This window comes from Bacillus sp. FDAARGOS_1420, assembly GCF_019344915.1.
GTDB lineage: Bacteria > Bacillota > Bacilli > Bacillales > Bacillaceae_G > Bacillus_A > Bacillus_A mycoides.
In genome coordinates, this window is the sequence record NZ_JAHWJB010000002.1 from 1279275 (window position 1) to 1295393 (window position 16119).

The window sequence follows — 16119 nt, forward strand, 5'->3', positions numbered from 1 at the left end:
CTAAAAAACACCTCAAAGAACAAAGTAGCTCTTTGAGGTGTTTTCTTTAAACTCACATTATCAAGATTAAATCACTCTATCGTAGTCGTTTGATTTAGGCAGAGAAGCTGCTTTTTTCATAAGCACTTCCCATAAGTGTACGGATGTCTTCCATTCGGCTGCGGCCTGTTCCTTTTGATACATAGCGTTCTCATAACTGAAAGTAAGTTGTTGCATATCGGCCGAATTGTAAAGTGTATCGATGTGGAGAGCGTATTCTCGGAATGTTTGACTTTCACCCCGTGGTATGCCGATTCTCGCAAATTGTTTTAAAAGTGCACCGTAAGCTTTTTGATAAACAGCATCATCTTTTCGGTATTTATAGAAAAGAATAATAAAAAATGTAATCCATTTCATTCTAGTGGTGAAGAGAATGTATCCGATGATACTAATCGGCATCGTAGAGAGGAATACGTACCACCAAGAAAACTCGTTTTTAGAATTTTCGATCTTTTTAGTAGAGGCTTCTTGTGTATTTTCTATTAAATTTTTGAGCTTTGCTTCATTGTTCCGTTGGTGTATTGGCTCGTTATTAGAATTATTTACTTCGTTATTTTGTGAAGTAGAAGCAGGAGTATTATTTGTGAAATTATAGGGATTGGTAAATCCTTTTGTTGGTTCGAATGGAATCCATCCGTATCCTGGGAAATATACTTCGACCCAAGAGTGTGCGTTATTGTTTTCGATTTTATAAATATTCTCACCTTCTGTACTAGCAAGTGTATTCTCAAGAGTTCCTTCTGTATAGCCTTTTACCCAGCGAGCGGGAATCCCGGCAGAACGAAGTAAGACGATCATAGAAGTCGAAAAATTATTACAGTATCCGCTTTTTGTATCGAAAAGGAATTGATCTACATAATCTTGGTTTTTGGAAGGAAATAAGACATTCATTGTTTCGTATACAAAAGAGTTGTCTGTGAAGTAATTTTCAATAGCTAATACTTTATCATATCGGTTGCCTTTATCATTTGTAAGATTAACAGCCAAGTCTTTTACTCGCTGCGGTAATGATTCGGGAAGTTGTGTGTACTTTGTCATGAAATAAGGACTTGTTTCATGACCTTCATTCGTTTTTACAGATTTCAAATTTTCTATGGAAAACTCCGGAATCTCATATGTTACTTTATACGAGTTTAAAGTAGTAGAAGAGTCTCCGTGCATCGTATAGATTTTTTCTGAAAATGGGTCAACGCTGTATGATACATCAGAAGAAGCATCAACTGATACTAATCCTGCTGGATAGGTAAGGTGAGGATAACTTTTTTGCATGGTGATTGTTGCTTCGGTTGTCTCCGTTTTTGTATTTTGTTCGTACCAACTCACGACGTCGTTTTTATTTTTAAAAGAAACCTTTTCCGGGTTTTCAGAAACCTCCCAGCCTTTTCCTGTATAAAAATCTTTTGTTTCTACTCTCCAATATTGTTTGTTTTGCGTTTGTGCTGTAAAAATAATTGTATTATCCGGCTTAAAAGGACCGCCTAATTGCGAGTCATCTAGACCATATCCAATTTTAGAAACTTCTTGTTCTTTACTTGCTTCAGATGTGTTGAATTTTGAAAAATCCATTGGGTTTGGCCATTGAGGGCCAAATTTTGGAGCAAAGTATGCGATGGTTGCTGACAATACAATAAATATTGTAAGAGGTCTAAGTAATTTTGAGATTACTCTAGCATAATTTTGTAAGTGTTCAATCTCTTTTATTCGTTCTATTTGAAGAAGACTAAGCATAAAAAAGCCGATGACAACAGTACGAATAATAGCGTAGTTTGCATTGTATAAATGTAAGTTATGAAAAATTATGATATAAATAATAGTCAATATAAGAAATAACAACCCGTGTTTTTTATGAATCATCCAAAAAGAGATGAAAGAACTCAAAAACCAAAATGATAAAAAAAATAAAAGGGTTGGAAAAACTGGAGAAATATCTAGCAAATTCCCTTGAAATAACAGGGAGGAATTTCGAGAAATATCAGAAAAAAATTTCGTTAGCCAAGATGGATTTATAAAAGCATTTTTATAATACAGGAAATGAATGATGAATAAAATCGTGACGATCTTTATTGGAATCTGCCACCTTGTTTGAAAAAAAGAGAGAGTGAAGCAAATTCCTATAAATATTACAAAAATATCTAATCTACCTACGTTTGTAATACCTATAAGGGGCCTTAGCCATTCTAGTAAAAGTAGAAATGCGCATGCATGCATGAAAAATCTAGTCATATCCAATTGTTTTTTTGCCTGTAATGTTATCATTTGCTCACCTCAAAAAACACGTTTGTATACCGGTTCCCATAAACCACATTTACAAATATTTTTCGTTTTTGTAGAGTTTCTAGAATACTTAGTTCTCGATGTGAGAGTTGATTTGCTTTTTCTTTCACGACAAACACCATTAATTTTCTGTTTTTTATAGCAGCAAAGTTAGCCGCCTTTTGAATATCGGGAGAAAGATCGCTTGTCACGAGTATAATCGTTACGGGCTCATAAATTTTTCTTAATTCCATTTCTACACTCCGGGAGAGCGGGAATACACTGTCTGCTTGTACTTTTGCTAAATGAAAAAAGATTTGTTGCAACTGAGTATCTCCATTGTTTAAAGGGAAAATAGTTTGTTCTTTTCCGACAGACACGAATGATGCTGGTGAATTTTGCTTCAAGACAGCCCTCACAATAGAGGCAGTAAACGTTACGACTGATTCGAATAGAGGGGACTCAGTTCTGTTCATAAATATCATAATATTATGGCTGCGCTGTTGTTCAAACTCTTTCGTCATAATATTGTTTGTTCGGGCAGTTGCTTTCCAATCAATCCATGAAAAGCGGTCACCAGGTTTATAGTCTCTGACACCGACAGAGATTGTAGAGTCTTTTGCTAAATTTATATTTGCTGAAAGTGCCCCTTGTTCGAAATGATTTTCCAATTGTCGATACGTTATATCTACATACTGGGGATAGACTAAAAATGTATCTGGAACTGAAAAAGTTACTTCTTTCTCCATCATACCGAATAGATCACCAGTTTTGACACGTACGCTTGAAAAAGTGTGCTCTCCTCTAGGGATTGTGTCAATCACATATTGAAACGAAATATTTCGTTTTAATCCTGGAAAGAGTATTACCTTATTCATCTTTGTTTGTCTACAACTTGTAAATTGTGATGGTAGTTCATCTTCTATAACTAAATAAAGTAAGGGAAAAGGAAATTTTCTTTTTATTGTAATAGTGCTTAAAAGTTGTTCTCCGGCTACATATTCGTTTTTGTTTGTTATTCGTTTTACTTCAGCGTCTCGTAAAGCGTAGAAGGGAAATAGTAGTGAATAAAGACCAATAGGAATCGTACTGTAAAACAAAAACCAACTTACAAATCCTCCTTGAAGCATAGCGTACACAAATGTTAAGACTAGGCATAAAGGTATTAGCAATAACTTCGTAACGTGATATAGTGCTCGTAGTAGTCGTTTCATCAAAGGTTTTTCGTCCTTTGAGTCGGCACGGTAGTTCGTGCAACGATTTTGGCGATAACTTGTTCTCCTGTTATTCCTTCAAATCTTGCTTCCATTTTTAGAATGAGTCTGTGAGCTAAAACGTAAGGAGCTAAAAATTTAACATCGTCTGGAATAACATAATTTCTGCCATGGATGAATGCATAAGCTTGTGAAGCTTTCATTAAAGCGATTGAGCCGCGTGGACTTGCACCTAGCTGTATAGAACTATAAGAACGCGTCTGAGTAACAAGTTTTACAATGTAATGCTTGATTGCTTTGTCCATGCTTACTTCCCGTACGCTTTGTTGTAAATAAAGTAATTCTTTTATTGTAGTAATAGCTTGTAAATGAGAGAGTGGATTTGTTTTTTCCATCCGGTTTAAAATTTCAAATTCTTCTTCTGGTGTAGGATATCCCATTCTTAGCTTCAACAAGAAACGATCGAGCTGAGCTTCTGGTAAAGGATATGTTCCCTCATATTCGACCGGATTTTGTGTAGCCATTACAAAGAAAGGTTTTGGTAACGATCTTGTAATGCCATCTATTGTGATAGTGCCTTCTTCCATACTTTCAAGTAAGGCAGATTGTGTCTTTGGAGATGTACGATTAATTTCATCAGCAAGTACAAAATTCCCCATAATCGGTCCAGGCTTGAACTCAAATTGGAGTTCTTTTGGATTATAAATAGAAACACCTGTTACATCTGACGGCAGTAAATCAGGTGTGAATTGAATACGCTTGTAATCAGCATCAATTGATTTAGAAAGAGCACGTACTAGCATTGTTTTCCCAACGCCAGGAACATCTTCTAATAGTACATGACCTTCAGCTAAGAGAGCTGTCAAAGCTAAGAGCGTTTCTTGTCGTTTTCCGACCATTAATTTTTCAATATTGGTGATTATTTTTTCTACTATGGGATGTAATGAATCAAGCTGGGGCATCGTAATCCTCCTAATTTTATTATCTTTTCTAATTCATTTTTATGTTAAAGAAAAGGAGTTCCTTCATTTTAATGCAGTATAATAGTAATCTAAGAGGTAAGTAGGAATGGTTTATATAAGTTCATATTGAGAACTTATATAAATAGGAAAAACTTAAATGTTAAAAAATCATGGTGATATACTTTATAATTTCTATGTCCCCAAAGGGAATCCTACTCGTAATTTTATGAATATTCAGATTATATATGCGGATAACATCTAGTATAATTGTTTCCGTAATTAAGGGCAATACAGTAAATAATGATTTGTAGTTTTATCCCTCTATTTGCGGGCTCATTAAAGTTTCACTTTATATAAAATATGTCTTGATAATAGTATCGTTGCAGAAAAGTAAATTCCTTATAGCATTATTGAAGTAGTATCAAAACTCTTTTTAATATATTTATATAAAAACGTAGGAATTTCTCCTGCGTTTTTTCTTATGCAGAAAAAGGTGAATCCTCCAAATACTATTCTCCTAATAAGCCCACCGCTGACCGAAATCTTCACAACAAAACAAAGTAATCTTTACTTATAAATGTTTCCCCTTAAACCGATTTCCAAATGAATTTATGACAATCTCTTGAACTGTGCGAAATGTCACATCTGTATTTTACAACCTCTTTTATAGTAAGGGTATGTAAGAGAGACGTACTAAAGGAGTGAACAGTATGAAGAAGAAACCTTCAGCATTAATGAGACGTTTAAAATATTTTTCACCAATAGATCGTTATAACGATAATCATACACAAGAAACATATGAAGATCGTGAATGGGAAAATGTGTATAGAAAGCGTTGGCAGCATGATAAAGTAATTCGTTCTACACATGGCGTGAACTGTACTGGTTCTTGTAGTTGGAACATTTATGTGAAAGATGGAATTGTAACATGGGAAGGGCAGGAGCTTAACTATCCGACTACAGGTCCTGATATGCCTGATTTTGAACCAAGAGGATGTCCGCGTGGAGCGAGCTTTTCTTGGTACATTTATAGTCCGCTTCGTGTGAAATATCCATATGTACGTGGTGTGCTTTGGGAAATGTGGCAAGAAGAACTACAAAATAACGAGTCACCATTAGATGCTTGGAAAAGCATTGTGGAAAACCCTGAAAAGGCACGTAAGTATAAGCAGGCGCGTGGTAAAGGGGGATTCATTCGTGCGAATTGGGATGAAGTATTACAACTTGTTTCAGCTTCTTTACTTTATACAGTAATTAAATACGGTCCAGACCGCAATGTTGGTTTTTCGCCAATTCCAGCTATGTCGATGTTAAGTCACGCTGCAGGTAGCCGTTTCATGCAACTTATGGGTGGACCGATGCTTAGCTTTTATGATTGGTATGCTGATTTGCCACCGGCTTCTCCGCAAATTTGGGGTGATCAAACTGATGTACCAGAAAGTAGTGACTGGTATAACTCTGGTTACATTATGACATGGGGCTCAAACGTACCGATGACGAGAACGCCAGATGCTCACTTTTTAGCAGAGGTTCGATATAAAGGAACGAAAGTCGTTTCTGTAAGTCCTGACTTTGCCGAGTCTACAAAGTTTGCAGATGATTGGATTAGTGTGAAACAAGGTACAGATGGTGCACTTGCGATGGCAATGGGGCATGTGATCTTACAAGAATTTTACGTAGATAATCAAGTGGAATACTTCACAAAGTATGCGAAGCAATATACTGATTTTCCTTTCTTTGTCACATTGAAACAAAAAGGAGATCAATTCGTCGCTGATCGTTTCTTAAATGCTACTGATATTGGACGTGAAACAAAGTTAGGAGAATGGAAGCCTGTTCTTTGGAACGATAACACGAAAGATTTTGCAACACCTCACGGCACAATGGGATCACGTTGGGATAACGAGAAGAAATGGAACTTGCGTTTAGAAGATGAACAGACAGGTGAAACGATTGATCCGCGTTTTTCTTTACTTGGAATGGAAGATAGTGTTGAAACAGTGCAAATTCCGTACTTCTCTGATGATGGAAATACAATATTAGAACGTACAATTCCAGTGAAAAAAGTTATGACAGAAGAAGGCGAAGTGTACGTTACAACTGTATATGACTTAACGTTAGCAAATTACGGTGTGAACCGAGGTCTTGGCGGGCAAGAACCGAAAGATTTCAATGATGATGTACCGTTTACACCTGCATGGCAAGAGAAAATGACCGGAGTAAAGCGAGAGCTTATTATTCAAATTGCTCGTGAGTTCGCGCAAAATGCAGTTGATACGAATGGCCGCTCGATGATTATTATGGGAGCTGGTATTAACCATTGGTTTAACTCTGATACGATTTATCGTGCAGTTTTAAATCTTGTTCTTCTCGTTGGGGCACAAGGTGTAAACGGCGGCGGTTGGGCACATTATGTTGGTCAAGAAAAATTACGACCAGCAGAAGGATGGCAAACAATCGCGATGGCGAAAGATTGGCAGGGGCCACCGAAATTACAAAACGGTACATCTTTCTTCTATTTCGTAACAGATCAATGGCGCTATGAAGATACACCTGTTGGACATTTAGCATCACCAGTTGAGGGCAACTCTCGTTATCAACATCACGGTGATTACAACGTATTAGCAGCACGACTTGGCTGGTTACCTTCTTATCCAACATTCGAGAAGAATGGAATTGAATTATATAAAGAAGCTGTTGCTGCTGGTGCAACAACGCAAGAAGAAATCGGAAAATATGTTGCACAAAAATTAAAAGAAAAAGAGCTGAAATTTGCAATTGAAGATCCAGATAATAAAAATAACTTCCCGCGCAACTTATTCGTATGGCGTGCAAACTTAATTTCAAGTTCTGGTAAAGGGCACGAATATTTCTTAAAACATTTATTAGGTACAACAAACGGATTAATGAATGATGATAGCGATTCATTACGACCAGAAGAAATTAAATGGCATGAAGATGCACCTGAAGGGAAGTTAGATTTACTCATTAATTTAGATTTCCGTATGGCTGGAACGGCGCTTTATTCTGATATCGTCTTACCTGCTTCAACTTGGTATGAAAAACATGATTTAAGCAGTACGGATATGCATCCATTTGTGCATCCATTTAATCCAGCAATCGGTTCACCGTGGGAAGCACGCTCTGACTGGGATATTTTCACCGCTCTTTCTAAAGCTGTGTCAGATTTAGCGAAGAAAATCGATCTTGAACCAATGAAAGAGGTCGTTGCAACACCACTTCTTCACGATACACCGCAAGAATTAGCGCAACCACTTGGTAAGATTAAAGACTGGAGCAAAGGTGAGTGTGAACCGATCCCAGGTAAAACAATGCCGCAAATTCATGTTGTCGAACGAGATTATAAAACGATTTATGACAAAATGACAGCGCTTGGACCAAATACCGGAAAACAACCGATTGGTACGAAAGGGATTTCTTGGTCGGCAGAAAAAGAATATGAGCAATTAAAGAGTCGATTAGGAGTTGTTCGAACGGATTCTATTGCGAAGGGGTGCCCAGACATAAAAGAAGCAATTAATGCTGCTGAGGCGGTATTAACACTTTCTTCTACAACAAACGGTCATATGGCGGTAAAAGCATGGGAAGCGCTTGAAAAACAAACCGATTTAAAACTACGTGACTTAGCAGAAGAACGTGAAGAAGAATGCTTCACATTTGAACAAATTACAGCGCAGCCTAAAACAGTAATTACTTCTCCGGCCTTTACTGGTTCTGAAAAAGGTGGACGCCGTTACTCACCATTTACAACAAATGTTGAACGTCTCATCCCTTGGAGAACGATAACTGGTCGACAATCTTTCTACTTAGATCACGACATGATGAAAGAATTTGGCGAAACGATGGCAACATTTAAACCAATACTGCAACATAAACCATTCCGTAAATCACGCCCTGAAGTAGAAGGGAAAGAAATTACACTAAACTATTTAACACCGCATAATAAGTGGTCGATTCATAGTATGTACTTCGATTCATTGCCAATGTTAACGCTGTTTAGAGGTGGTCCAACTGTTTGGATGAATAAAGATGATGCGAATGAAGCTGGTGTTGCTGATAATGATTGGATTGAATGCTTTAACCGTAACGGCGTAGTCGTAGCACGTGCTGTTGTAACGCACCGTATACCGAGGGGGATGGCATTTATGCACCATGCGCAAGATCGTCACATTAACGTGCCTGGTACGAAATTAACAAGCACCCGCGGGGGAACACATAATAGTCCAACCCGTATTCACGTTAAACCAACACACATGATTGGTGGATATGGCCAATTAAGCTATGGATTTAACTATTATGGTCCGACTGGGAACCAGCGTGACTTAAACGTTGTAATCCGTAAACTGAAGGAGGTAGATTGGCTTGAAGATTAAAGCGCAAGTCGGAATGGTAATGAACTTAGATAAATGCATCGGCTGCCACACTTGTAGCGTAACATGCAAAAACACCTGGACGAATCGTCCAGGTGCTGAATATATGTACTTCAATAACGTAGAAACGAAACCTGGAATTGGTTATCCGAAACAATGGGAAAATCAGGAGAAATACAAAGGCGGCTGGGAATTGAAAAATGGTGAAATTCAGCTGAAATCCGGTTCGAAAATGAAGCGTCTTATGAATATTTTCCACAATCCAGATCAGCCAACAATTGATGATTACTTTGAACCTTGGAATTATGATTATGAAACATTAACAAATAGCCCGCAGCGTAAGCATCAACCAGTTGCTCGTCCGAAATCAGCAATTACGGGTGAATTTATCGACAAAATTGAATGGGGTCCAAACTGGGAAGATGATTTAGCAGGCGGACATATAACAGGGTTACAAGATCCGAACGTCAAGAAAATGGAAGAAGGAATTAAAACGGATTTTGAAAATGTCTTTATGATGTATTTACCACGTATTTGCGAACATTGTATGAATCCATCTTGCGTTTCTTCTTGTCCATCGGGTGCGATGTATAAACGTGAGGAAGATGGGATTGTTCTTGTGGATCAAAATGCATGTCGTGCATGGAGATTTTGTGTATCGTCTTGTCCGTATAAAAAAGTATATTTTAACTGGCAAACAAATAAAGCTGAAAAATGTACAATGTGTTTCCCTCGTATTGAAGCTGGTATGCCAACAATTTGTTCTGAAACTTGTGTAGGACGTATTCGATATATTGGGGTAATGCTATATAACGCTGACAAAGTAAAAGAAGCGGCTTCTGTTGAAAATGAAAAAGATTTATATGAATCTCAGCTTACTGTTTTCCTAGATCCAAATGATCCAGAAGTAGCAGCTGAAGCGAAAAAACAAGGGATTCCTGAAGAATGGATTAAAGCGGCACAACAGTCGCCAATCTATAAAATGATTATCGATTGGAAAATCGCTCTACCTCTTCATCCAGAGTATCGTACAATGCCAATGGTTTGGTATATCCCGCCGCTTAGCCCAATTATGAACATGGTGGAGGGGAAAGGTAGTAACTGGCAAGCAGAAGAGATTTTCCCTGCTATTGATAATATGCGTATTCCAATTCAATATTTAGCGAATTTACTCACTGCAGGAGATGAATCACATATTCGTCTTACATTGAAAAAATTGGCTGTCATGCGAACACATATGAGAGCATTGCAAATTAATAAAGAACCAAATGAAGCTGTATTAAAAAAACTCGGTTTAACGAAAGAAGATGTAGAAGATATGTATCGTCTTCTTGCTATTGCGAAATATAAAGATCGCTTTGTTATCCCGACGTCTCACCGCGAACAAGTTGCAGATTTATATAGCGAGCAAGGAAGTTGTGGTTTATCTTTCGCAGGTGGGCCAGGCTCTTGTACGACAATTTCTTAAAAAAAGGGGGCAGAAAACTATGAAACAAAGTTTACAAACAGCTTTTTCTTGTTCTTCTTTTCTTCTCTCCTATCCTGAACTAGGTTGGAGGGAAGCTTTACTAGAATTACAGGAAGAGATTCAAGAAATTGAACAGGAAGAAATCAGAGCATCACTTACAACATTTATAAAAGAAGCGCTAAATAAAACAGACAATCAACTTATTGATTCTTACGTCTATACATTCGACTTTGGAAAGAAGACAAATATGTATCTTACCTACATGAAAACAGGTGAACAAAGAGAGCGTGGAATTGAATTATTAGAGTTAAAACAGCATTATCAAAAATCTGGTTTTAACGTAACAGATAAAGAACTACCTGATTATTTACCACTTTTACTTGAGTTTCTTGCAAATGCAAACGAAAAAGATAGTGAACCAATTATGAGTAAATACACAGAAAATATACAAGCACTGCACGTGCAATTAAAAGAAGCAAACTGTATGCACGAACCAATTCTTGCAGCCGTTCTCCTAGCTATCGATGCATGGGGAGTACAGACGAATTAGAAAGGAGTGTTGTCAAAATGATGGATCAATTTTTATGGGTGCTGTTTCCCTATATCATTTTTGCAATCTTTATCGGTGGACATATTTTCAGATACAACTATGATCAATTTGGCTGGACATCAAAATCTAGCGAGCTATTAGAGAAGAAAATGCTCCGGATCGGAAGTCTATTATTCCACTTTGGGATAATGTTCGTAATTGGCGGTCATGTTATGGGGATTTTAATTCCAGAGTCCGTATACCGTTCAATAGGTATTTCTGAGCATATGTATCATGTAGTAGCAATTAGTTTCGGGCTTCCGGCAGGTGTTGCTTCTATCATCGGTTTAATTATATTAACGTACCGCCGTGTAACAGTAAAACGCATCATTGCAACGAGTACAAAGGGAGATTATATTGCGCTTATTTTATTATTAATCGTAATGCTAGCGGGACTTTCTTCAACCTTTTTAAATATCGACTCAAAGGGGTTTGATTATCGTACAACAATCGGTCCGTGGTTCCGAAGTCTCTTTATTTTCCAACCGAAAGTTGAATATATGATGGAAGTACCAGTATGGTTTAAAATTCATATAATTGCAGGTATGGGTCTATTCGCAGTATGGCCATTTACTAGACTTGTCCATGTATTTAGTGCCCCAATTAAATACTTAAGCCGTAGTTATGTGATTTACAGAAGACGTATTCCTAATGAATTGAAAAAATAATGCCCCTGTAAACGGATAAGAGCTAGCGGCTAAAATGAAGCGAGGCCTAATATGGAAGGTCTCGTCTTTGTTTATATAGAGGGGTGACCGTGTACGTGAAAATTAATAAGTAGCTTAATATGAAAAAAAGAGTAGCATCTAAATACGATGCTACTCTATGCTACAAACAGAGGCAGAACAATCTTCACAAGCAATTTCATATTTTAAAAATTGTAAATCATGGATTGTAATCTTTCCTTTATGAATAGAAATCGTACCTTTTTTTTTCAAATCATTTAACATTCGATTTACACTTTCACGCGAAGTTGCACAAAAGTTTGCAAGTTCTTGATTCGTTAATGGTAAATCGATGAGAATCCCATTTTCTTTTAACACACCATAACTATTTGTCATTCGAATGAGAGTAGAATACAAGGCACCTTTTTTGCCGTGTAATACTAGATCTCGGAACTTCGTTTGCATTCTTCTTAAATGTTCACTAATCCATTTCATAAATTCAAATACAAGTGCGGGCTTTTGGAGTAATTCTCTTTCTAACGCTTCACGCTTTATAACGCCTACTTCAACATCTTCAAGGCATTTTGAATTTAATAAATACTTCGCATCGTCCGTGAACAATGTTAATTCTCCAATAATGTCATATGCCGAACAAATACGGAGTGTCAACTCTTGCCCATCAGCACTTAGTTTACTAATTTGTACTTTTCCGGAGTGGATGATATAGAGTTCGGTTGCCTCCATACCTTCTTGAAAAATAAAACTTCCTTTTTTAATTTGCATTTTATATTCAACAGATGCAAGTAATTCCTTTAAATCTTGAGATAATTTCATACTGTTTGTCACAGCAATCACCTTTCTTCTTATAAGCAATACATTTCCTATTTTGAGTGTAAGTATGCTGAAAATGCAAGAGCTATTTCAAAATTGTTGTAAAATTTCAATGACCGTAAGGAGTAGGGACTGAAGATGTGAACAAAATGCGAACAGATTTGTGAAGAATTTTTGAATGGGGAGAGTAATGTGAGAAAAGTCACATTGAATATGTAGCTTCTTTTTTATAATGAAGGCAAATAAAAAATTTGAAAGCTTACTAATGATTGCAGTAGAAAAGAAGGGATATATATGCACGAGAAGATGAAAGATTCTTTAGAGCGGCCACTTCAAGATTTACGTATTTCAGTTATTGACCGTTGTAATTTTAGGTGCACGTACTGTATGCCAGCTGAAGTGTTCGGACCTGATTATGCTTTTTTACAGGAAGAGTTTTTATTAACGTTCGATGAAATAGAAAGGTTAGCGAGATTATTTATAAGTATGGGTGTTAATAAAATTAGACTTACTGGCGGTGAACCTTTATTGCGTAAAGATTTACCGAAGTTAATTGCAAGGCTTGCAAAGCTAGAAGGCTTAAAGGATATTGGACTCACAACAAACGGTATTCATTTAGCAAAACAGGCAAGGGCATTAAAAGAAGCGGGATTAAAACGTGTAAACATTAGTTTAGATGCGATAGAAGATCATGTCTTCCGAAAAATTAATGGACGAAATGTAAGTACAAAACCTGTATTGAAAGGAATTGAAGCAGCAAAGGCAGCTGGATTAGAAGTAAAAGTAAATATGGTCGTAAAAAAAGGGATGAATGATAGTCAAATTCTTCTTATGGCTCGTTATTTTAAAGAACAAGAAATTCAGCTTCGTTTTATCGAATTTATGGATGTGGGCAGTACGAACGGATGGAACTTTGAACAAGTTATTACGAAGGAACAATTAATAGAGAAAATTAATCGTGTATATCCGATTGAGCCTGTTAAACCTCGTTACTTTGGAGAAGTTGCGAAATTGTATCGATATGTAGGGAGCGATGCAGAAGTTGGATTTATTACTTCTGTTTTTGAATCTTTTTGTTCCTCTTGTACGAGAGCTCGTATATCGGCAGACGGTAAGTTTTTTACGTGCTTATTTGGAACGAAAGGAACTGATTTGCGAACGCTTCTTCGAGAAAATATTTCTGATGCATCACTATTAAAAATTCTCCAACATACATGGGAGTGCAGAACAGATCGGTATTCGGATGAAAGAACGGCTGAAAGTACAAATAAACGTCCAAAAGTTGAAATGTCTTATATTGGTGGATAGCGAAAGGAGGATTCCCTATGCAAGAGCGATATTCAAGGCAAGTATTGTTTTCTGGAATTGGTGAAATGGGACAAAGAAAAATAAGAAAAAAACATGTGCTCCTAATCGGTGCGGGTGCACTAGGAGCTGCAAATGCGGAAGCGCTCGTTAGGATGGGGATTGGGAAGTTGACAATTGCTGACCGTGACTACGTCGAATGGAGTAATTTACAGCGGCAACAGTTATATATAGAAGAAGATGCACAGCAGTGTAAACCAAAAGCAATTGCAGCGGCAGAACATTTAAGAAAGATTAATTCTGAAGTAGAAATTGTACCAATTGTAACGGATGTCACAATGCAAGAAATAGAAGAGTTAACAAAAGAAGTGGATCTTATATTGGATGCGACTGACAATTTCGATACGCGCCTACTTATAAATGACATGTCGCAAAAAGAAAATATACCTTGGATATACGGTGGATGCATTGGAAGTTACGGTGTAACGTATACAATTCTTCCGGGGGAAACACCATGCTTTCGCTGTCTAATGGATCATCCTATGGGCGGTGCAACATGTGATACAACAGGAATCATTCAGCCGGCTGTACAAATGGTCGTTGCTCACCAAGTGACAGAAGCGATGAAAATATTGGTGGACGATTATAAGGCGTTGCGAGGAACAATGTTATCATTTGATATTTGGAACAATCAATGTATCTCATTAAAAGTAAACAGGCAGAAAAAAAGTACATGTCCATCTTGTGGGAAATCACGAACGTATCCAAGCTTAACATTTGAAGCACAAATAAAAATAGAAGTGCTATGCGGAAGGAATACGGTTCAAATCCGTCCAGGGATAAAGCGAGTTCTTAATTTAGAAGAAATTCAAAAGCGCTTACAAAAAAGCAGGAGTGTCAAAGAAACTCCATATTTACTATCGTTTCTAGTAGATGAATATCGTGTTGTTTTATTTACAGACGGCAGAGCGTTTATTCATGGGACTAATGATATGAAAATGGCAAAACGATTATACGCAAAATATATAGGATGAACAGAAAGAGAGTTTATCCTTATCAAAACGAGGCGAAAAAAGAATGCTAGAAAAACGTAAACCAATTCCAGTAGCAGAAGCAGTTGCACGCATAATGGAGTATGCTCATCAAGGTGAAATAGAAAAGGTTTCTCTTATAGACAGCTACGGTAGAATGCTTGGAGAAGATGTTATTGCAGATCATGATGTCCCGCATTTCGATCGCTCTCCGTACGACGGATTTGCGATTCGAGCGGAAGATACAAAAAAAGCAAATAGCAGTAACCCGATTCAGTTTGAAGTGATTGGTGAGATCGGGGCAGGTTCTGTTTTTAGAGAAGAGGTGAAAGCATTTCAAGCTGTCCGTATTATGACAGGAGCTGCAATTCCAGCAGGATGTAATGCGGTTGTTATGTTAGAGCTAACGGAAGGATTTGAAGAAAAAGAAAAGACTTATATGAAATTAAAACGCTCTTTCGCTGCTGGTGATAACATTTCTTTTAAAGGAGAAGATGTAAAACAAAATGCCATACTTGTGAAAAAAGGGACTTCTATTAAACCTGGAGTAGCAGCGCTTCTTGCTACGTTTGGTTATAGTTCCGTACATGTTGTAAAACAGCCGGTTATTGGAATTGTAGCGACAGGAAGTGAACTTTTAGAAGTACATGAACAGCTTAAACCGGGGAAGATTCGAAATAGTAATTCCTATATGATTGCTGCTCAAATTGAGCGAGCAGGTGGAATTGTACGCTATTATGGACAATTTGCTGACGATTTAGAGACGTGTTATGAGACCGTAAAAAGAGCAATAAAAGAAGTCGATATTTTAATTACAACTGGTGGCGTTTCGGTAGGAGACTATGACTATTTACCTGCTATTTATGAGAGATTACGAGCTAATGTACTTTTCAACAAAATAGCGATGCGACCAGGAAGTGTGACAACTGTAGCTGAGCTAGAAGGAAAACTATTATTTGGTCTATCTGGTAATCCTTCAGCTTGTTATGTCGGATGTGAATTATATGTTCGGCCAGTCATTGGAACATATTTGCATAGAAAAGATCCGCACGTATATCGAGCAGAAGCAATTTTACAGAAAGACTTTCCAAAAGTAAACCCATTTACTCGTTTTGTAAGAGGGAGAGTAGAAATTGTAGATGGCCAATTGCAAGCTACACCAGTTGGTTTAGATAAATCTAGTGCAATTTCTTCACTTGCAGAGGCGAATGCATTTATCGTTCTGCCGGGAGGAACGAGAGGATTTGAAGCAGGAATAATTGTTTCGGTATTATTATTGGAATCGAACATAGGAAGTGAGTGGCCGTGGAAAGAACCACTTCGATCATACAAGTAATAGAAAAATAGATTGCTAACTTATACAAAGGTAAG

At 37.2% G+C, this 16119-nt stretch carries 11 protein-coding genes; 7 read left to right on the top strand and 4 right to left on the bottom strand.

All coding sequences use genetic code 11. From position 1 onward, the window contains the following. Positions 1 to 66 precede the first annotated feature (66 nt). The 3 genes from I6L50_RS16925 to I6L50_RS16935 are packed head-to-tail and all read right to left on the bottom strand — an operon-like array spanning position 67 to position 4468. Positions 67 to 2295, bottom strand: a complete 2229-nt coding sequence (locus tag I6L50_RS16925) for a transglutaminase TgpA family protein (RefSeq protein WP_219302119.1) — start codon at positions 2293 to 2295, stop codon at positions 67 to 69. Next, positions 2292 to 3506 carry a DUF58 domain-containing protein gene (locus I6L50_RS16930; RefSeq protein ID WP_219303714.1) on the bottom strand — a complete coding sequence of 405 codons (1215 nt, stop codon included), beginning with the start codon at positions 3504 to 3506 and terminating at the stop codon, positions 2292 to 2294. The genes I6L50_RS16925 and I6L50_RS16930 overlap by 4 nt, the downstream gene beginning before the upstream one ends. After that, positions 3506 to 4468, bottom strand: a complete 963-nt coding sequence (locus tag I6L50_RS16935) for an AAA family ATPase (protein WP_113938586.1) — start codon at positions 4466 to 4468, stop codon at positions 3506 to 3508. The genes I6L50_RS16930 and I6L50_RS16935 overlap by 1 nt, the downstream gene beginning before the upstream one ends. Before the next feature lie 710 nt (positions 4469 to 5178). Between I6L50_RS16935 and I6L50_RS16940 the strand changes: the two genes are divergently transcribed. The 4 genes from I6L50_RS16940 to narI are packed head-to-tail and all read left to right on the top strand — an operon-like array spanning position 5179 to position 11584. Next, on the top strand, positions 5179 to 8862 hold the full coding sequence (locus I6L50_RS16940; RefSeq protein WP_219302120.1) for a nitrate reductase subunit alpha: 3684 nt from the start codon (positions 5179 to 5181) through the stop codon (positions 8860 to 8862). Next, on the top strand, positions 8852 to 10327 hold the full coding sequence (gene narH / locus I6L50_RS16945) for a nitrate reductase subunit beta (protein ID WP_219302121.1): 1476 nt from the start codon (positions 8852 to 8854) through the stop codon (positions 10325 to 10327). Before I6L50_RS16940 ends, narH begins: the two co-directional genes overlap by 11 nt. Before the next feature lie 19 nt (positions 10328 to 10346). Further along, positions 10347 to 10877, top strand: a complete 531-nt coding sequence (gene narJ / locus I6L50_RS16950) for a nitrate reductase molybdenum cofactor assembly chaperone (protein ID WP_219302122.1) — start codon at positions 10347 to 10349, stop codon at positions 10875 to 10877. Positions 10878 to 10894: 17 nt separating this feature from the next. Continuing rightward, positions 10895 to 11584, top strand: a complete 690-nt coding sequence (narI, locus tag I6L50_RS16955) for a respiratory nitrate reductase subunit gamma (RefSeq protein ID WP_113938590.1) — start codon at positions 10895 to 10897, stop codon at positions 11582 to 11584. A 150-nt stretch (positions 11585 to 11734) separates the two neighbouring features. Here narI and I6L50_RS16960 read toward each other — a convergent pair whose 3' ends face one another. After that, a complete protein-coding gene (locus I6L50_RS16960) occupies positions 11735 to 12427 on the bottom strand; it encodes a Crp/Fnr family transcriptional regulator (RefSeq protein WP_219302123.1) in 693 nt (230 codons plus the stop codon). 279 nt (positions 12428 to 12706) lie between these two features. Here I6L50_RS16960 and moaA point away from each other — a divergent pair, with 279 nt between their 5' ends. From moaA to I6L50_RS16975, 3 genes are read left to right on the top strand one after another with little or no spacing between them, the layout of a single operon-like run. Continuing rightward, positions 12707 to 13720, top strand: coding sequence for a GTP 3',8-cyclase MoaA (moaA, locus tag I6L50_RS16965; RefSeq protein ID WP_219302124.1), 1014 nt, complete (start codon positions 12707 to 12709; stop codon positions 13718 to 13720). A 17-nt stretch (positions 13721 to 13737) separates the two neighbouring features. Then, on the top strand, positions 13738 to 14751 hold the full coding sequence (locus I6L50_RS16970) for a molybdopterin-synthase adenylyltransferase MoeB (RefSeq protein ID WP_219302125.1): 1014 nt from the start codon (positions 13738 to 13740) through the stop codon (positions 14749 to 14751). Positions 14752 to 14794: 43 nt separating this feature from the next. Then, on the top strand, positions 14795 to 16084 hold the full coding sequence (locus I6L50_RS16975) for a molybdopterin molybdotransferase MoeA (RefSeq protein ID WP_219302126.1): 1290 nt from the start codon (positions 14795 to 14797) through the stop codon (positions 16082 to 16084). Positions 16085 to 16119 lie beyond the last annotated feature (35 nt).